Here is a 21,053-nt window from a genome sequence, read left to right as displayed (position 1 = left end):
GCCGATCTGTTGCTCGACCCCGGCCAATTGCGCCGGACGCCCGGACACCGTGGCGCCGAAGCACACCGTGTCCTGCCCGGTGCAGCGCTGCAACAGCAGCAGCCAGGCGGCCTGCACCAGGGTGTTGGCGGTGACTTTGTGGCGGCGCGCAAACTGTTGCAGGTCGGCGGTGCGTTCGCGGTCCAGTTCGAGGAAATATTCGCCCTGGCCCGCGGGCTCGCTGGCGCTGTGGATAAGCGCCTTGGCCAGGCAGGTCGGCTCTTCGAAGCTGGCCAACTGCGCCTTCCAGAAGTCCTCGCTGACTTGCCCGTCCTGGCGCGCCAGCCACTGGATGTAATCGCGATAACGCCCGCTACCCAGCACCGGGGCCTGGCCGTGGTAACGTTGCAACACATCACCGAGCAACTGCGAATTGCTCCAGCCGTCCATCAGGATGTGGTGGCTGGTGTAGATCAGTTGATAACGCTCGGCAGCGAGCTGCACCAGCACCAGGCGCAGCAACGGTGCGGCTTGCAGATCGAAACCCTGCTGACGTTGCTCGCTGGCCAACTGCGCAAGCGCCTGGGGCACGTCGCTGCGCTCGCGCCAGTCGAGCACGCTGAATGGCACCGTCAGGTCCTTATGGATCACTTGCAGCGGGCGCTGCACCTCGCCGTCCCAGACAAAACTGCTGCGCAGCACATCGTGGGCGTCCATCGCCGCCTGCCAGGCATCGCGGAAACGCTCGACCGCAAGGCCGTCCACGCTCACGCACAGCTGATTGATGTAATCGCCGGCCTGTTGCTCGAACAGGGTGTGGAACAGCATGCCCTGTTGCATCGGCGACAGCGGGTAGATGTCTTCGACCTGACGCGGGGTGACCGCCAGGGCGTCGAGTTGCGCCTGGTTCAGCGCGGCCAGCGGGAAGTCGGACGGCGTCAGGCCCTGGTGCAACGGCTGGCAGCAATGCGCGATCAGGCGCTCCAGCTCGCGGCCATAGGCCTGGGCCAGGCGCTCGATCGTCGCGGCGTCGAACATCTGCCCACTGAAGGTCCAGGCGATGCTCAGCTCCCCGCCATACACCCGGCCATTGAGGGTCAGCCAGTTATCCAGCGCCGCCTGCGGGCTCTGGTTGGCGCCCGCCGATTCGCTGGCCGGGGTGAACAGCGCGTCGTCGGTGAAACCGGCGTCGAACTGGCCCAGGTAGTTGAAGGTGATGCGCGGCACCGGCAGTGCCTTGAGGGTCTGCCGCGCCTGCTCGTTGCCCATGTAGCGCAACGCCGCGAAACCCAGGCCCTTGTCGGGGATGGCGCGCAGTTGTTCCTTGATCGCCTTGATCGACGCAGCGGTATCAGCCGCCGGAGTCAGGCGCACCGGGAACAGGCTGGTGAACCAGCCGACGCTGCGGCCGAGGTCCAGCTCGTCGAACAACGCTTCGCGGCCGTGGCCTTCGAGCTGGATCAGGGTCGAGGCTTGACCGGTCCAGTCGCCGATCACCTGCGCCAGCGCCGTCAGCAGCAGGTCGTTGATCTGCGTGCGGTAAGCGGCGGGCACCTGCTGCAACAGTTGGCGGGTCAGTTGCGCATCGAGCCGGGTTTCCACGTGCAGGGCATGGCAGTTGTGCAACTCACCGTCGGGTCGATCACACGGCAGGTCCACCGGCGCGCCTTGCAACTGCGCGGTCCAGAAACCCAACTGCGCGTGCATCGCGGCGCTGTCGGCATGGGCTTGCAGGCGGCGCGCCCAGGCCTGGGTGGAACTGGTCTTGGCCGGCAGCTTGAGCGCCTGCCCGGCCTGCAGTTGCCCGTAAGCCTGTTGCAGGTCTTCGAGCAGGATACGCCACGACACGCCATCGACTACCAGGTGATGGATCACCAGCAACAGGCGCTGGCTGCCATCGGCCATGGTCGCCAGCAGCGCGCGCAGCAGCGGGCCGTTGGCAAGGTCGAGGCTGCGCTGGGCCTGTTCGGCCAGCTGTTCGAGGGCCTCGGTGTCGGCGACATTGGCCTGCCACAGCAGCGGCTGCTCGGTCAGGTCGCGGTGGCTGGCGAGTACGTTGCCGTCCTGCACCGTGAACGAAAGGCGCAGAGCGTCATGGTGCAGCACCAGCGCCTGCAACGCCTGTTGCAGGTGGTCGGCGTGCAACGGTTGGGCGGTCTTGAGCAGCACCGACTGGTTCCAGTGGTGCGGCTCGGCCAGGTCGCGTTCGAAGAACAACTGCTGGAACGGCAACAACGCGGTGCTTCCGCTCACCGGGCCCTGGTCGATGCTCACCGCGCCCTCGCCCACCGTGGCCACTGCCGCCAGGCTTTGTACGCTCTGGTGCAGGAACAGGTCTTTGGGGCTGAAATGAATGCCGGCCTGACGGGCACGGCTGACCACCTGGATCGAGATGATCGAATCGCCGCCCAGCTCGAAGAAGTTGTCCGCGGTGCCGATCGGCGAGCGCCCGAGCACGTCTTGCCAGATCTGCACCAGCGCCTGTTCCACCGCCGTGGTCGGCGCGCTGTAGGCGTGGCTGCTGGGCTGGCTGTCAGCCTTGGGCAGGGCCCTGCGTTCCAGCTTGCCGTTGGGGCTGACCGGCATTTTCTCCAGCCACAGCCAATGTTGCGGCACCATGTACTCCGGCAGGCTCTGGCCCAGGTGCGCCTTGAGCACCTGCGCCAGGGCGTGGCGGCTGGTGTCGTCGGCGTGCAGCAGCGCGGCGTCGACGGGCACCACGTAGGCCACCAGCATTGTGCCGTCCTGGGCGATGACCACGGTTTCACGCACGGCGTCATGCTCGGCCAGGCGCGCTTCGATCTCCCCCAGCTCGATGCGCAGGCCACGGATTTTCACCTGATGGTCGATGCGCCCGGCGTATTCGATCACGCCATCGGCGCGGTAGCGGGCCAGGTCGCCGGTGCGGTACAGGCGTGCGCCAGCGCCGAACGGGCTGGTGACGAAACGCTCGGCGGTCAAGGCCGGGCGACGGTGATAACCGCGGGCCAGGCCTTCGCCGCCCAGGTACAGCTCACCGATCACGCCGACCGGCAGTGGCGCCAGCTCGGCGTCGAGGACGTAGGTGCTGAGGTTGGCAATCGGCTGGCCGATCGGCACCCCGTCATGCCCTTCATCGACACAGATCCAGTGGGTCACGTCGATGGCCGCTTCGGTCGGGCCATAGAGGTTGTACAGGCCGGCGTTCGGCAACTTGGCGAACACCTGCTGCTGCGCGTCCACTTGCAGGGCCTCGCCGCTGCAGACGATGCGCGTCAGGCTGGTGCAGGTGGCCACGGCCGGGTCCTGCACGAACACCTGCAACATTGACGGCACGAAGTGCAGCGTGGTGATGCCGTGTGTGGTGATCAACTCGATCAATTGCGCCGGATCGCGATGCGCGCCGGGGGCGGCGACCACCAGCGTCGCACCGGTCAGCAACGGCCAGAAGAATTCCCAGACCGACACGTCGAAACTGAACGGGGTCTTTTGCAGGACGTTGTCGCTAGCGTCCAGGCCATAGGCCTGTTGCATCCAGCACAGGCGGTTGACCAGTGCCGAGTGACGGTTGGCCGCGCCCTTGGGTTTGCCGGTGGAGCCGGAGGTATAGATCACATAGGCGAGGTTTTCCGGGGCCAGGGCCAGGCCCGGGTTGGCGTCGCTGCGCCCGTCCAGCCAGACGTTGTCCTGATCCAACACCAGGCTGCGCAGGCCCGTCGGAATCGGCAGGTGCCCCAGCAGGTGGTTTTGCGTCAGCAGCAGCTCGATGCCGCTGTCTTCGAACATGTAGGCCAGGCGTTCGGCCGGGTACTCCGGGTCCAGCGGCACGTAGGCGCCGCCGGCCTTGAGGATCGCCAGCAGGCCGACGACCATTTCCACCGAGCGCTCCACGGCGATGCCCACCAGCACATCGGCGCCGACGCCCTGCTCGATCAACACGTGCGCCAACTGGTTGGCCCGCGCATTGAGCGCGGCGTAGCTCAGGCGCTGTTCGCCGAACACCAGCGCGCAGGCGTCTGGCGCCTTGGCCACCTGCTCTTCGATCAGGGTGTGCACCGGGCGCTGCAACGGGTAATCGGTGGCGGTGGCGTTCCAGCCCACGACCATGCGCTGGCGCTCGTCGTCATCGAGCACGGCCAGTTGCGCCAGCGGTTGGTGGACGTCGGCCACCAGGCCGCGCAGCAGGTTCAGCCAATGGCGGCCCATGCGTTCGATGGTGGCGGCCTCGAACAGGTCGGTGGCGTAGGTCAGCGAGGCATGCAGCCCCTGCGGGTTGTCGCTGGTATCGAGGGTCAGGTCGAACTGCGCGCTCCGGTGCTCCCAGCTCAGGGTATCCAGCTCCAGACCCGGCAAGGCCGCGGCCATGTTCGATTCGGCTTCGCTGCGATGGTTGAACATCGCCTGGAACAGCGGGCTGTGGCTGAGGTTGCGCTGCACCTGCAAGGCATCGACCAGTTGCTCGAACGGCAGATCCTGGTGCATCTGCGCCGCCATCGCCGTCTGCCGGACCTGTTGCAGCAACTGCGCGCCGCTCATCGAGCTGTCGAACTCGGCACGCAGCACCTGGGTGTTGACGAAGAAGCCGATCAGACGCTCGGTTTCCAGGCGGTTGCGGTTGGCGATCGGCACGCCGACGCGGATGTCGGCCTGGCCGCTGTAGCGGTGCAGCAAGGCCTGGAACGAGGCCAGCAACAGCATGAACAGGGTGACGTTTTCGCGGCGGGCCAAGGCTTTCAACTCGGCGGCCAGGGCCGGCTCGATGCTGACGGGCAGACGCGCGCCGGCAAAGCTCTGTTGCGCCGGGCGCGCATGGTCAGTCGGCAGTTCCAGCAGCGGCTGTTCGCTGCCCAGTTGCCCTTTCCAGTAGGCCAACTGCCGCTCGCGCTCGCCGGCCGCCATCCACTGGCGTTGCCACACGGCGTAGTCGGCGTACTGCACCGGCAAGGCCGGCAATGGCTCGGCCGAGTACAGCGCCAGCAGATCGTCGATCAGCACCTGCAACGACCAGGCGTCGGAGACGATGTGGTGCATGGTCAGGATCAGCACGTGGTCCTGCTCACCGACCTGCAACAGCACGCAGCGCACCCGCTCACCGTCGAGCAGGTTGAACGGGCGCTGGGTCTCGGCTTCGACGAAGGCCCGGATGCTGGCCTCGTCGCCCTGCGCCAGACGCTCCTCACACAATTCGATGTGGCCACTCGGCTCGATCACCTGCACGGTGCGCCCGTCGTCCTCGACGAAGGTGGTGCGCAGGCTTTCATGACGCTGCACCAGCGCTGCGAAGCTGCGTTGCAGCGCGGGCTTGTCCAGTGCGCCACGCAGGCGCAACGCGGTGGGAATGTTGTAGGCGGCGCTGTGCGGGTCGAGTTTCCACAGAAACCACTGGCGCTCCTGGGCAAACGACAACGGCAGCGGCTGCTCGCGCGATACGCGGCTGATCACCGCGGGCTGGTCGCCCTGCCCGGCCTCCAGGGCCTGGACGAAATCCGCCAGCACGCTGTGCTCGAACAGGCTGCGCAGCGGCACCTGGATATCCAGCAGGCGACGCACCCGCGACACCACCTGGGTGACCAGCAGCGAGTGGCCGCCCAGTTCGAAGAAGTTGTCGTCCAGGCCCACGCGTTCAAGTTTGAGCACGTCCTGCCAGATGGCGGCGACCTGCTGCTCGCGTTCACTGCGCGGCGCCCGGTACTGCGCCTGCAACTGGCTGACATCGGCGGCCGGCAGGGCCTTGCGGTTGAGTTTGCCATTCGGGGTCAGCGGCAGGTGCGCCAGGAACAGCAGGTGCGCGGGTACCATGAATTCCGGCAGGCAGGCCTTGAGCGCGGCCTTGAGTTGCTCGCGCACGAGGTGCTGCGCTTCGCTGTCGTCGGCAAGGTTTTGCGTGGCGACCACATAGGCCACCAGTTGCTGATTGCCCAGGGCTTCCTGGGCCAGTACCACCGCTTCGCGCACGCCGGGTTGTTCGAGCAGGCGCGCTTCGATTTCCCCCAGCTCAATGCGGAAGCCGCGAATCTTCACCTGATGGTCGATGCGCCCCATGTATTCGAGCACGCCGTCATGACGGTGGCGCGCCAGGTCGCCGGTGCGGTACAGCCGCGAGCCCTGGCCGAACGGATCGGGCAGGAAACGCTCGGCGGTCAGCGCCGGACGGTCGTGGTAACCGCGGGCCAGGCCATCGCCGCCGATCAGCAGTTCGCCGATGGCGCCCGCCGGGTTCGGCGCCAGCTCGTCACCGAGGATGTACAGCGTGGTGTTGGCAATCGGCTGGCCGAGGTAAGGCCGGCGCTGGTCTTCGGTCAGTTGCCAGGCGGCCGACCAGATGGTGGTTTCGGTCGGGCCATAGAGGTTCCACACCTGCCCGGCCAGGCCCAGCATGCGTTGCGCCAGGTCGTCGGCCAGGGCTTCACCGCCGCAGAAGAATTTGCAGCCGCGCAGGATCGGCGCCTGTTCGTGGTCCAGCAGCATGCGCCAGGTCGAAGGCGTGGCCTGCACGACGCTGACCGATTGCGCGTCGATCAACGCCAGCAGGGCCTGCGGGTCCTGGGCGGTCTGTTTGTCCACCAGCACCACGCTCGCCCCGCAAAGCAGCGGGCCGTAGATTTCCAGACCGAAGATGTCGAACGAGAAGGTGGTCAGCGACAGCATGCGGTCAGAGGCTGCAAGCCCCGGCTCGCGCACCATGCTGGTGACGAAATTCACCAGCGCCTGATGGCGCACCATCACGCCCTTGGGCTTGCCGGTGGAGCCGGAGGTGTAGATCGCATAGGCGAGGTTTTCACCGTCGATCTGCACCTGCGGATCGGCCTCGCTGTAGCCGCTGGCGTGCAGGCCCTGCGGGTCGAGCAGCAGCGTCTGCACCTGGCGGGGAATGGGCAAGGCGTCCAGCAGGTGCGCCTGGGTCAGCAGCAATTGCAGGCCGCTGTCCTCGATCATGTGCGCCAGGCGGTCCTGCGGGTATTGCGGGTCGAGCGGCACATAGGCGCCCCCGGCCTTGAGGATCGCCAACAGGCCGACGAGCATTTCCAGGCTGCGGTCGATGGCGATGCCCACCAGCTGATCCGGGCCGACGCCCAGCTCGATCAGGCGATGGGCCAGTTGGTTGGCGCGGCGGTTGAGCTGCGCGTAATCCAGTGCCTGCCCGTCGAACAGCAGCGCGGCAGCCTGCGGCGTGCGCAGGGCCTGCTCCTCGATCAACTGATGGATGCAACGCTCGCGCGGATACTCGGCGGCGCTGTGGTTCCAGTCCACCAGCACCTGGTGCTGTTCTGCGCTGTCCAGCAGCGCCAGCTCGCCCACCCGTTGGTGCGGATCGGCGACGATGCTGCGCAGCAGGTTCTGCCAATGGCGGCCCAGGCGTTCGATGGTTTCGCGCTCGAACAGGTCAGTGGCATAGGTCAGTTGCGCGCCGAGGCCCTGGGCGTCGTCGAAGGTTTCCAGGGTCAGGTCGAACTGCGCGGTGCGCGCCGGCTGGCGCAGGTGTTCGATAGTCAGCGCCTGGGGGTTCGCCCGGCCCTGAGCGTTCGCGGTGCTGCCCTGGTGGTTGTACATGACCTGGAACAGCGGGCTGTAGCTCAGGCTGCGCTGCGGTTGCAGCGCTTCGACCAGTTGTTCGAAAGGCAGGTCCTGATGGGCCTGGGCCGCCATCGCCGTGTGCTTGACCTGGGCCAGCAGCGAACTGAAACGCGCGTCTGGCTCGAACTCGCTGCACAGCACCTGAGTGTTGACGAAGAAGCCCACCAGCCGCTCGGTCTCGACCCGGTTACGGTTGGCGGTGGGCACGCCGACGCGGATCTGCGCCTGACCGCTGTAGCGGTGCAACAAGGTCTGAAACGAGGCCAGCAACAGCATGAACAGCGTGACGTCCTGGGCCTTGGCGACCGCGCGCAACTGCTCGGCCAGCGCCGCCGGCAACGCCAGTTCGACCCGCGCACCGCGCAGGCTCTGCACCGCCGGGCGCGCATGGTCGGTGGGCAATTCCAGCACCGGGTGCTCGCTGCCCAGCTGCTCTTGCCAGTAGGCCAACTGGCGCTCGCGCTCACCGGCTTCCATCCAGTGGCGCTGCCAGATGCCGTAGTCGGCGTACTGGATCGAAAGCGCCGGCAATGCCGGTACCTGGCCCTGACGGTAAGCGTTGTACAGGTGCAGCAGCTCTTCGACCATGACCCGCATCGACCAGCCATCGGAGGCGATGTGGTGCTGGGTCAGGGTCAGCACGTGTTCAGCGGCGCCCAGGCGCAGCAGGCTGACGCGCAGCAGCGGGCCGTTGACCAGGTCGAACGGCAGCGCGGTCTGCGTGGCGACGAAGGCCTCGACCTGCGCATCACGGGGCAATGCCGCAGACGATTGATCGAGTTCGTGGACATCGACGGTCAGCGCCATGTGCGCGTGGATCACCTGCACCGCACGGTCATCCTGCTGGCGGAAGGTGGTGCGCAGGCTCTGGTGGCGCTCGATCAGGGCATTGAAGCTGCGCTCCAGTGCCGCCACATCAAGTTCGCCGTGCAGGTGCAGGGCGCTGGGGATGTTGTAGGCGGCGCTGCTTTCGTCCATCTGCCAGAGGAACCACTGGCGTTCCTGGGCGAAGGACAGCGGCACCGGATCGAACTGCGACTGGGTTTCCGGGATCGGCAGGTTGGCCGGCGACACCCCTTCTTCGAGCATCTTCTGCAGATACACCCTGCGCTTGTCGAGCGGCAAAGTAATGAAGCGCCGCGCAATCTTCAAAGCGACATTGGTATCCATCAAGCTTCCTCCATTTCGTCAAGCAGGGCGTCCAGCTTGCTCAGTTTCAACGTGTCGACCTGCTCACCGGCAGCGGCCAGACGGCTGACGAAATCTGTCAGTACGGGGTATTGAAAAATCAGTTGCGGGGTCAGTTTCAGCCCCAGTTCCAGTTGCAGCCGCGACACCACGTTCACCGCCAGCAGCGAATGCCCGCCAAGCTCGAAGAAGTGGTCACTGCGGCCCACGCGCTCCACGGTCAGCACTTGCTGCCAGATCGCCGCGACCTGCTGTTCCAGCTCGCTGACCGGCGCCACGAAGCTGGCCTGCAGGTGGCTGGCATCGGCGGCAGGCAGGGCCTTGCGGTCGAGCTTGCCGTTGGGGGTCAGCGGCAAGGCATCGAGGAACAGCCAATGGGCCGGCACCATGTACTCGGGCAGGCTGTCCTTGAGGCGCGCCTTGAGTTCTTCGCGCAGCTGGCGTTGCGCCTCGGCATCGTCGAGCGCCAGTGACCTGGCCACCACGTAGGCCACCAGTTGTGGACCGCCGGCGACGTCCTGGGCCAGCACTGCCACTTCGCCCACGGCCTCCTGTTGCAGCAGGCGCGCTTCGATTTCGCTCAGTTCGATGCGGAACCCGCGGATCTTCACCTGATGGTCGATCCGCCCGCGGTACTCGATCACGCCATCGACGTGGTAACGGCTGAGGTCGCCGGTGCGGTACATCCGCTCGCCATTACGGGCAAACGGGTTGGGCACGTACTTCTCGGCGGTCATCGCCGCGCGGCCCAGGTAGCCACGGGTGATGCCGGCGCCGGCCAGGTAAAGCTCGGCGCTGACGCCTTGCGGCACCGGTTGCAGGTCGGCATCGAGCAGGTAGCTGGCGGTGTGTTTCAGTGGCCGGCCGATGTTTGCGATGCCGCCGGCGGTGCGGCGGGTCCAGGTGGAATAGGTGGTGTCTTCGGAGGGGCCGTACAGGTCGTAGACGTGCTCGACCGTTGCCTGTTGGTAAAGCGCATCGACCAGCGACTGCTTCAGAGGCTCGCCCGCCAGGTTGATGATGCGCACGCTCGGCGGAATCTGCCCGGCGGCATGCAGCGCGTTGATGGCCGAGGGTACGGTGTTGATCAGGCGCACCTGATCCCGCGCTGGCAACTGCGGCAGTTCCAGGGCGTTACGGGCGATGACCAGCGAACCGCCGTTGGCCAGGGTAACGAACAGCTCCCACACCGACAGGTCGAAGCACACCGAAGTCGACGCCAGGACACCTTGAATGTCGTCACGGCTGTACACCGATTGCGACCAGTCGATCAGCGCCAGTACGTTGCGATGGGCGATGGCTACGCCTTTCGGTTTGCCGGTAGAGCCCGAGGTGTAGATCACGTAGGCGAGGTTGTCCGGCGTCGCACGGCTCAGCGGTGCGTGCTGTGGATAACCCGACCACGCCTGCGCGGCATCCATCAGCAGCACTTGGGTGTCGCTGGCAACGGTCAGGTGTTGCGCCACTGCCGACTCACTGATCAGCACGCGAGCGCGGCTGTCTTCGAGCATGTAGGCCACGCGTTCCGCCGGGTAGTCCGGGTCCAGCGGTACATAGGCGCCACCGGCCTTGAGCACCGCGAGCAACGCCACCAGCAATTGTTCGGAACGCGGCATGGCCACGCCGACCCGCACTTCCGGGCCGACACCCAACTCGATCAGCTTGTGCGCCAGACGGTTGGCCTGGGTGTCGAGTTCGGCGTAGCTCAGGTTCAGCGTGCCGAAGGTCACCGCCAGCGCTTCAGGCGTCGACGCCACCTGCCGGGCGATCAGTTCGTGGATGCACAGGTTGTCGGCAAAGCCCTCACCCGTGAGGTTCCAGTCGTCAACGATGCGCTGTTGCTGCACCGGGTCGAGCAACGTCAGCTCGGCGAGGCAACGTTCCCCGCCGCCGGTCATCTGGCTCAGCAGGTGTTGCAAGTGGCTGGCCAGTTGCGTCAGGGCCGGTGCGGCGAACGCGCTGCGCTGATAGCTGAAATGCAGCTCAAGTTCGCGGTCCAGGCTCACCAGCAAGGTCAGCGGGTAGTTGGTCTGTTCGCGGCTGGCTACAGGGCCGAAACGCAGCCCTTGTGGTGCGCCCTGCTCCAGCGCCTGGGAGACCGGGTAGTTCTCGAACACCATCAAGGTGTCGAACAGCGCCTCACCGCCCTGCCCGGCCCAGCGCTGGATATCGAACAGCGGCGTGTGCTCGAACTCGCGCAATGCCAGGTTGTGCGCCTGCACCGCCTGCAACCAGCTGCTGAGCGACTGCTCGGCCCGCGGAGTGGCAATGACCGGCAAGGTGTTGATGAACAGGCCGATCTGCTGCTCGACGCCCGGCAGGTCCGCCGGACGCCCGGCCACGGTGGCGCCGAACGCTACGGTGGCCTTGCCGCTGTAACGCTGCAACAGCAGCAGCCATGCTGCCTGCACCAGGGTGTTGACCGTGACTTTCGAGGCCCGGGCGAATTCGCCCAGTTGCGCGGTCAGCTCAACGTCCAGGACCTGGAAATGATCGCCGTAGCCCTGCTCGCCGTTCGCGGGCGGCGTGAGGGTCTGCGCCAGTCGCGTCGGTTCTTCCAGCTCACGCAAGGCCGACGTCCAGAACGCTTCGCTGGTCGCGGTATCCTGGCGTTGCAGCCAGCTGATGTAGTCGCGATAGCGCCCGGCCTGGCCGGCCACCACCTGCCCGCTGTAGCGTTGCAGCACTTCTCCGAGCAGCTGCGAATTGCTCCAGCCGTCCATGAGGATGTGGTGGTTGGTGTAGATCAGGTGATGACGTTGCTCATCGAGACGCACGATCACCAGGCGCAGCAGGCTGGCATCGCCGAGGTGCAGTTGCTGGCGCTCGCGGTCGGCCAGCTCGGTCAGGGCCTGTTGCGGCTGCGGGTGTGCGCGCAGGTCATGCAGGCTGTAGGGCATCGGTGCGTGCTTGCTGACCACCTGCACCGGCGCCGGCAATTCACCCTGCCATACAAACCGCGTGCGCAGGATGTCGTGGGCTTCGATTGCCGCTTGCCAGGCCTGATGGAAGCGCTCGGGGTCGAGGCCTTCGACGTCGAGGCGCATCTGGTTGATGTAGTCGCCCGAGGTTTCCTGGTACACGGCGTGGAACAGCATGCCCTGCTGCATCGGCGACAGCGGGTAGACGTCCTCGATCAGCGCCGCAGGCACCGGCAGGCGATCCAGTTGCGCCTGGCTGAGCGCTGCCAGCGGGAAGTCCGACGGCGTCACGCCGTGGTGACCGGCCGCGCAGCAATGGGCGATCAGCGCTTGCAGCTCCTGGGCGTAATCATCGGCCAGGCGCTGGATGGTCGCTTCATGGAACATCTCGCGGCTGAAGGTCCAGCCCAGGTTCAGCTCGCCGCCGTACACCTGGCCATTGAGCGCCAGGTGGTTGGCCAGTGGCGCGGCGGCGTCCAGTTCGTCCCCGGCCGCTTCAGCGGACGGCACGAACAGCGCGCCGTCTTCGGCGTTGAAACTGCCGTCGAACTGGCCCAGGTAGTTGAAGGTCAGGCGTGGCACCGGCAAGTCGGCCAGGGCCTGCTGCGCCGCGGCATCACCGAGGTGGGCCAGCGCGCCGAACCCGATGCCCTTGTCGGGGATTGCGCGCAGTTGTTCCTTGATCTGTTTCAGGCAGTCGGCGAGCTCGGCCACCGGGGTCAGGCGCGCCGGGTACAGGCTGGTGAACCAGCCGACGGTGCGGGTCAGGTCGACGCCGTCGAACAGCTCTTCACGGCCATGGCCTTCGAGCTGGATCAACGCGCTGTCGGCGCCGGTCCAGCGCACGATGACGCGGGCCAGCGCGGTCAGCAGCAGGTCGTTGACCTGGGTGCGATAGGCCGCCGGCGCGTCCTGCAGCAGTTGCCGGGTGAGGTCGCGGCCCAGTTGCGTGCGCACCGTCACGGCGTGGCGGTTTTCCAGGCTGCCTGCGGGGTTGTCCAGCGGCAGCGCGCCGTCGGCGCCGGCCAGCCGCTGTTGCCAGTGGGCCAGTTCGGCCTGCAACGGGGCACTGCGGGCGTAGGTTTGCAACTGTTGCGCCCAGGCCTTGGCCGAGGTGGTTTTCGCCGGCAGTTGCAGCGCCTGGCCCTGGGCCAGTTGGCCGTAGGCGGTTTGCAGGTCGTCGAACAGAATCCGCCACGACACGCCGTCCACCACCAGGTGATGGATCGCCAGCAGCAGCCGCTGGCTGCCGTCGTCGAGATTGGCCAGCAGCGCCCGCAGCAACGGACCCTGTTGCAGGTTGAGGCTGCGCTGCGCTTGGTTGGCCGCCGCCTCGAGCGCCTCGGCATCGGCCACGTCGACCGTCCACAGCAGCGCCTCGTTGTTGCTGCCTGGCGCCTGGTACTGGGCGTGCCAGCCATCGGCCTGCTCGATGAAGCTCAGGCGCAAGCCGTCGTGGTGCGCTACCAGGGCCGCGAGTGCCTGCTCCAGCCACGCGGCGTTCAGCGTTTGCGTGGGCTTGAGCATCACCGCCTGGTTCCAGTGCTGGCGCTCGGGGATGGCTTGTTCGAAGAACGAGCGCTGCACCGGCAGCAACGCCAGCTCCCCCGTCACCGTGCCCTGGTCGATCCGTTGCGGCGCTTCGCCGACCCGCGCCACCTGGGCCAGGGCCTGGATGGTCTGGTGCTGGAACAGGTCTTTGGGGGTGAAGCGAATTCCTGCCTGACGGGCACGGCTGACCACCTGGATCGAGATGATCGAGTCACCGCCGAGTTCGAAGAAGTTGTCGCCCAGGCCCACCTGCTCGAGTTTCAGCACGTCCTGCCAGATCGCGGCCAGTTGGCGCTCCAGCGCGCTTTGCGGCGCCACGTAGGTTTGCTGCAATTGGCTGACGTCGGGCTTGGGCAGGTTCTTGCGGTCGAGCTTGCCGTTGGGCGTCAGCGGCAGGCGCTGCAGCATCAACAGGTAGGCCGGCACCATGTGCGCCGGCAACGTGGCCTTGAGCTGCTCGCGCAGCTGTTCGGCAAAATCACTGCGCGCGGCATTTGCCGCATCGGCCACCACGTAGGCGACCAGGCGCTTGCCGCTGCCGGCGCTGCCTTCCTGGGCGACGACCACCGCTTCACGCACCCCGGCGAGGGCTTGCAGACTGGCTTCGACTTCGCCCAGCTCGATACGGAAGCCACGGATTTTCACCTGGTTGTCGATGCGGTCCAGGTAGTCGAAGGTGCCGTCGCTGCGCTGGCGCACCAGGTCACCGGTGCGGTACAGCAAGCCGCCGGTGCGGCTGAACGGGTCGGCGACAAAGCGCTCGGCGGTCAGGCCCGCACGGTTCAGGTAACCGCGCGCCAGCCCGCTGCCACCCAGGTACAACTCACCCGCCATGCCCTGGGGCAACAGGTTCAGGTCGGCGTCGAGCACGTAGGCGCTGCGGTCGCCGATGCGGCTGCCGATCGGCGCATAAGCGGCGCCGCAGGGCACCTCGCGTCCGGCTTTCCAGATCAGCGGCGTGACCACGGTTTCGGTCGGCCCGTAGCCGTTGATGATGTAGTCCGGGTCGAGCGCACGCTTGACCCGCTCGAAACTGGCGGCCGGCACGGCGTCGCCACCGAAGCAGTAGATGCGCACTTTCGGCGGGTGACCTTCGCGCTCGGCATGCTCGGCCAGTTGTTGCAGGTACACCGGCGGGAAGGCCACCACCGTCACGCCGTGTTCACGCATGGCGTTGTAGGTCTGTTCCGGGGTCCACAGGCTGTCATCGCGAATCAGCAGCGAGGCGCCGTGGGTCAGGCTGGTCAGCCAGCGCTCATGGGCGCCGTCGAAGGCGAAGGACATGAAATGGAATTCGCAATCGCTGTCGCGCATTTCGTAACGCTCGCCGATGGCCTGGCAGTGCATGGCCAGCGGGCCGTGGGCGACGCTGACGCCCTTGGGGTTACCGGTGGAACCGGAGGTGTAGATGACGTAGGCGAGGTTCAGCGGGTCGAGTGCTACGTTCGGTGCCTGGGTGGGCTGGTTGTCCAGGTCGAGGCGATCCAGTTCCAGCATTTGCACCTCACCCTGCACCGGCAATTGCGCCGACACCGAAGCATCGGTCAGCAGCAGGGCCAGCCCGGAATCCTCGATCAGGTAGGCCAGGCGCTCGCGTGGGTAGCTGGTGTCCAGCGGCACATAGGCGCCCCCGGCCTTGAGCACCGCCAGCAGCGCGACGATCACCCCTTCGCTGCGCGGCAAGGCCACGCCGACCCGGCTTTCCGGGCCGACACCGCGGGCGATCAGCGCGTGGGCCAGGCGGTTGGCGCGCTGGTCGATTTCGCCAAAGCTGAAGCGGCGACCGGCGAAGATCACCGCCGTGCGTTCAGGTTGCTGCGCCGCCCATACGGCGATGTGCTGATGCACCGCCACGTCGACCGGGTACGGTTGCGGGTGGTTGGCGGCTTGTTGCTCGGCCAGTTCTTGCGCGTTGGTCAGGGCGATTTCACCCAGGCGACGTTCGGCGGATTCGCTGAACTGCGCCAGCACGTGCAGCAGGTGACCGCCGATGCGCTCGATGGCGGCCTGGGCGAGCAGCTTGCGGTCGAAGCTCAGGTGCAGGGCCAGCGCCTGGCCCAGGGTCACGGCGATGCTCAGCGGGTAGTGGGTCTGTTCCAGGTTGGCGACCTCGCCGAACACCACGCCCTGCTCGGCGCCCTGTTGCAGCGCCTGGGCAATCGGGTAGTTCTCGAACACCAGGATGTTGTCGAACAGCGCTTCGCCGCTCTGCCCGGCCCAGCGTTGCACGTCCGCCAATGGCGTGTGCTCGAACTCGCGCAGGCTGAGGTTCTGCCCCTGCACCGCTTGCAGCCAGGCGGCCACGCTCTGGTCAGGGCGCGGCGTGGCGATCACCGGCAAGGTGTTGATGAACAGGCCGACCTGTTGCTCGATGCCGGGGATGTCCGCCGGACGCCCGGCGACCGTGGCGCCGAACGCCACGCTTTCATGGCCGGTATAGCGTTGCAGCAACAGCAGCCACGCCGCTTGCACCAGGGTGTTGACGGTGACTTTCTGCTGGCGGGCGAACGCTTCCAGCCCCTGGGTGTGCTCAGGCGTCAGGTTGAGGAAATGATCGCCATGACCGCTCAGGCCCTCATTGCCGGCCAGCACCTGGGCTAGGCGCGTCGGCTCCTGCAACAGCGCCAGTTGCCCGCTCCAGTAGGCCTCGCTGGCCTGGGCGTCCTGGCGTTGCAGCCAGCCGATGTAGTCGCCGTAGCGTCCGGCAGCGGCCGGCGGGGTGTGGCCGCGATAGCGTTGCAGGACTTCGCCGAGCAACTGCGAATTGCTCCAGCCATCCATGAGGATGTGGTGATGGGTGTAGATCAGGTGCCAGCCATCGGCAGCCGTTTGCACCAGCACCAGACGCAGCAGCGGTGCCTGGCCGAGGTCGAAGCCCTGCTGGCGCTCGGCGTCCGCCAGGGCCGTCAATGCGTCTGGCAGCTCGCTGCGTTCGCGCCAATCGAGCACGCTGAAGGGCAATTGCACCTGGCTGTGCACGATCTGCACCGGTTGCTCAAGCTCGCCCTGCCAGACGAACCCGGTACGCAGGATGTCATGGGCGTCGACGGTGGCCTGCCATGCTGCGCGGAATCGCTCGGGGTCCAGACCCTGGACGTCGACGCGCAGTTGGTTGATGTACTCGCCCGCCGCCTGCTCGTACAGGGTGTGGAACAGCAGGCCCTGCTGCATCGGCGACAACGGATAGAGGTTGTCCAGGCGGCCGGCGGCCACCGGCAAGCCATCGAGCTGCGCCTGGGTCAGGCGCGCCAGCGGGAAGTCCGATGGCGTCGCCTGCGGCGCTTGCAGGGTGCAGCAATGCTCGATCAGCGCGGCGAGTTCGGCGCTGTATTGGTCGGCCAGTTGCTCGATGGTGCGGCGGTCGAACATCTCGCTGCTGAAGCCCCAGCTCATCGCCAGCTCGCCGCCGTACACCTGGCCTTCGACGGTCAGCCAGTTGGCCAGCGGCGCAGACGGATCCTGCGCCGCGCCGTGGCCTTCGCTCGACGGCACGAACAGCGCCGCCTCGTCGAACTGACGGTCGAACTGGCCCAGGTAGTTGAAGGTGATGCGCGGTGTCGGCAGGGCCGCCAGCGCGGCGCCGATGGCAGGCTCGGCCAGATAGCGCAGCGCGCCATAACCCAGGCCCTTGTCCGGCACGCCGCGCAGTTGTTCCTTGATGGTCTTGATCGACGCCCCGACCTCGACGCCCGGCGTCAGGTTGATCGGGAACAGGCTGGTGAACCAGCCGACGGTGCGGGTCAGGTCGATGTCATCGAACAGGTCTTCGCGGCCATGGCCTTCGAGCTGGATCAGCGTGCTGCCCTGCCCGGTCCAGCAGCACACCACACGTGCCAGCGCGGTCAGCAACAGGTCGTTGACCTGGGTGCGGTAGGCCGCCGGGGCATCCTGCAACAGCTTGCGGGTGTGCGCGGCGTCGAGGCGGATCTCGACCTTCTGCTCGAAACGGTTCTCCAGGGCGCCGTTGGCGTGATCGCACGGCAGCTCGCCCGAGGCGTCGCGCAATTGCGTCTGCCAGTGAGCGAGGCTGTGCTGGAACACCGGCAGATGCGCTTGCAGGCGCGCGACCCAGTGCTGGTAGGCGCTGGTCTTGGCCGGCAGCGCCGCGCCCTGGCGGTAGCACTGTTGCAGGTCTTCCAGCAGGACCCGCCACGACACGCCGTCCACCACCAGGTGATGGATCACCAGCAGCAGGCGCTGACTGCCGTCGTGCAGGTCCACCAACAGCGCCCGCAGCAACGGACCTTGCTCCAGGTCGAGGCTGCGCTGGGCCTGTTCGCACAGCGCCAGCAAGGCCTGCTCCGAGTCGGCCTGACGCTGCCACAACGGCGAAGCGCTGGTCAGCCCGGCGTAGGCCTGTTGCCAGCCAGCGTCGCTGCGTTCATAGCGCAGGCGCAAGCCGTCGTGATGCTGGAGCAGTTGCTGCAACGCCTGTTCAAGCTTCGCACCGTCGAGGCGCTCGCGAGGGATCAGCAACAGCGACTGGTTCCAGTGCTGGCGCTCGGGGATGGCTTGCTCGAAGAACCACTGCTGCACTGGCGCCAGGGCCACCGCGCCCTGCGCCAGGCCTTGGTCGATGCTGTGCTGCTCGCCATGACGGGCCACCTGGGCGAGGCTGCGCAGGGTCTGGTGCTGGAACAGGTCCTTGGGGCTCAACAGGATGCCGGCCTGCCGGGCGCGACTGACCACTTGCATGGAGACGATGGAGTCGCCACCCAGTTCGAAGAAGTTGTCTTCCAGGCCGATGGCGTCCACCGCCAGGACGTCTTGCCAGATCGCCGCCAGGGCTTTTTCCAGGGCGCTGCCGGGGGCGACGTGTTCGCGCTGTTGCTGGCTGCCGTCCACTGCCGGCAAGGCCTTGCGGTCGAGCTTGCCGTTGGGGGTCAGCGGCAAGGCATCGAGGAACAGCAGGTACGCCGGCACCATGTAGTCTGGCAGGTGCTGGCGCAACGCGGCCTTGAGGGTTTCGCGCAAACCCGCCTGTGCCTCGGCATCGCCGGCAACGATGGTTGCATCGCTGGGCACGATGTAGGCCACCAGTTGCTGACCGTGGCCGCTGTCCTGGGCCAGCACCGCCAGTTCGCGCACGGCCGCCTGCTGCAGCAGGCGCGCCTCGATTTCGCCGAGCTCGATACGGAACCCGCGCACCTTGACCTGATGGTCGATGCGGCCGACGTATTGCAGTGCGCCCTCTGGCAGGTAGCGTGTGAGGTCGCCGGTGCGGTACAGGCGTTCGCCATTGCCGGCGAACGGGTTGGGCACGTACTTCTCGGCGGTCATTGCCGCGCGGCCCAGGTAGCCACGGGTGATGCCGGCGCCGGCCAGGTACAGCTCGGCGCTGACGCCTTGCGGCACCGGTTGCAGGTCGGCATCGAGCAGGTAGCTGGCGGTGTGTTTCAGTGGTCGACCGATGTTGGCGATGCCGCCGGCGGTGCGGCGGGTCCAGGTGGAATAGGTGGTGTCTTCGGAGGGGCCGTACAGGTCGTAGACGTGTTCAACCGTCGCCTGTTGGTAAAGCGCATCGACCAGCGACTGCTTGAGCGGCTCACCCGCCAGGTTGATGATGCGCACGCTCGCAGGAATCTGACCCGCCGCATGCAGCGCGTTGATGGCCGAGGGTACGGTGTTGATCAGGCGCACCTGATCCCGCGCTGGCAACTGCGGCAGTTCCAGGGCGTTACGGGCGATGACCAGCGAACCACCGTTGGCCAGCGTGACGAACAGCTCCCACACCGACAGGTCGAAGCACACCGAAGTCGACGCCAGCACGCCTTGAATGTCGTCACGGCTGTACACCGATTGCGACCAGTCGATCAGCGCCAGCACGTTGCGATGGGCGATGGCTACGCCTTTTGGTTTGCCGGTAGAACCCGACGTGTAGATCACGTAGGCGAGGTTGTCCGGGGTGACGCGGGAAAGCGGCGCACGGTGCGGATAGGTTGCCCATTCCTGCGCGGCGTCCATCAGCAGCACTTGGGTGTCGCTGGCCACGGTCAGGTTCTGCGCCACCGCCGATTCGCTGATCAGCACGCGAGCGCGGCTGTCTTCGAGCATGTAGGCCACACGTTCGGCCGGGTAATCCGGGTCCAGCGGCACATAAGCGCCACCGGCCTTGAGCACCGCGAGCAACGCCACCAGCAATTGTTCGGAGCGCTGCATGGCCACGCCGACCCGCACTTCCGGGCCGACGCCCAGCTCGATCAGCTTGTGCGCCAGGCGGTTGGCCTGGGCATCGAGCTCGGCGTAGCTCAGGCTCAGCGTGCCGAAGGTCACCGCCAGTGCTTCGGGTTTTGCTGCCACCTGCCGGGCGATCAATTCGTGGATGCACAGGTTGTCGGCAAAACCCTCCCCCGTGAGGTTCCAGTCATGGACGATACGCTGGTATTCGCCCTGCTCCAGCAACGGCAGGTCGCTGATGCGTTGCTGGCTGTCGCCGACCATGCCTTGCAGCAGGCGCGTCCAGTGTTGCGCCATGCGCTCGATGGTGGCGGCGTCGAACAGGTCGTTGGCGTAGGTCAGCGCCGCGTGCAGCGTGCCGGCCTTTTCATAGGTGTCCAGGGTCAGGTCGAACTGGGTGGTGCGCCCTTGCCACTCGATGGCGCCCAGCTCCAGGCCCGAAGCGGTGGTCACCGTGGAAATGTCGGCGACCTGCGGCTGGTGGTTGTACATCACCTGGAACAGCGGCGTGTGGCTGAGACTGCGCTCCAGTTTCATCGCCTCGACCAGGCGCTCGAACGGCAGGTCCTGGTGGGCCTGGGCGCCGAGGGCGGTTTCCTTGATCGCGCCGAGCAGATCGGCCACGCGGGTTTGACCGTCCAGTTGCGTGCGCAGCACCTGGGTGTTGACGAAGAAGCCGATCAGGCCTTCGATTTCACCGCGGTTGCGGTTGGCGATGGGCACGCCGACGCGGATGTCGGTCTGCCCGCTGTAGCGGTGCAGCAACACGTTGAACGCGCCGAGCAGGAGCATAAACAGGGTGACGTTGTGCTTCTGCGCGGCGGTGCGCAGTTGCTCGGTCAGTTGCGGGTCGACGCCGAACTCGTAGCGGGTGCCGCTGAAGCTTGGCATCGCCGGGCGTGGGTGGTCGGTGGGCAACTCCAGCACCGGGTGCTCGTCGCCCAACTGCGCCTGCCAGTACGCCAGTTGCCGCGCCTGCTCGCCCGCCTCCAGCCAGCGGCGCTGCCACAGGGCGTAGTCGCTGTACTGGATCGGCAGCGCCGCCAGTTGCGGTTGCACACCGGCGTCATGGGCGTCGTAGCAACGGATGAACTCGTCGATCAGCACGTTCATCGACCAGCCGTCGGAAACGATGTGGTGCAAGGTCAGCAGCAGCACGTGTTCCTGATCTGCCAGCTTGAGTAGCTGCACCCGCAGCAGCGGGCCGACGGCCAGGTCGAATGGCAACAGCGATTGCGCCTGCGCGGCCCGGGCTACCGCCTGCTCGCGCTCATTCGCCGGCAGCGCGCTGAAGTCGACGTCTTCGATGTGCAAGGTTGTGCTGGCCGGCACCTGCAACAGACTCTCGTCGGCCTGACGCTGGAACACCGTGCGCAGGGTTTCGTGACGCGCCACCAGGCTGGCGAACGCCTGCTCCAGCGCGGCGCGGTTGAGGCGGCCTTTCAGGCGTACGGCGCCTGGCAAGTTGTAGGCGCCGCTGCGTGGGTCCAGTTGCCAGAGAAACCACATGCGCTGCTGGGCATAGGACAACGCCTGCCGATCCTCGGCCTCGACCCCTTCAGGAATCGGGAAACGGGCGAAATCCACACCCTCCTTGTGCAAGGCCGCGAGGAACAGCTGGCGCTTCTCCACGGGCAACCCGATAAACCGGCGAGCAAGTTTCAAGGAGTCTTCAGCATTCAT

The 21,053-nt window shown here is 66.6% G+C and carries 2 protein-coding genes (1 of these 2 only partly in view); both read right to left on the bottom strand.

Features of this window, described 5'->3' with window-relative positions:
- On the bottom strand, positions 1 to 8,703 hold the 5' portion of the coding sequence (locus tag ABVN20_RS26960) for a non-ribosomal peptide synthase/polyketide synthase (protein WP_368558842.1). Its footprint begins 4,755 nt before the window's first position; 8,703 of the gene's 13,458 nt are visible here — the first part of the coding sequence; the start codon lies at positions 8,701 to 8,703; the stop codon falls past the left edge of the window.
- Positions 8,703 to 21,053, bottom strand: a complete 12,351-nt coding sequence (locus ABVN20_RS26955; RefSeq protein ID WP_368558841.1) for a non-ribosomal peptide synthase/polyketide synthase — start codon at positions 21,051 to 21,053, stop codon at positions 8,703 to 8,705. Before ABVN20_RS26955 ends, ABVN20_RS26960 begins: the two co-directional genes overlap by 1 nt.

The organism is Pseudomonas sp. MYb118 (assembly GCF_040947875.1).
Taxonomy (GTDB): Bacteria; Pseudomonadota; Gammaproteobacteria; order Pseudomonadales; family Pseudomonadaceae; genus Aquipseudomonas.
This window is presented reverse-complemented; position numbering and strand designations above follow the sequence as displayed.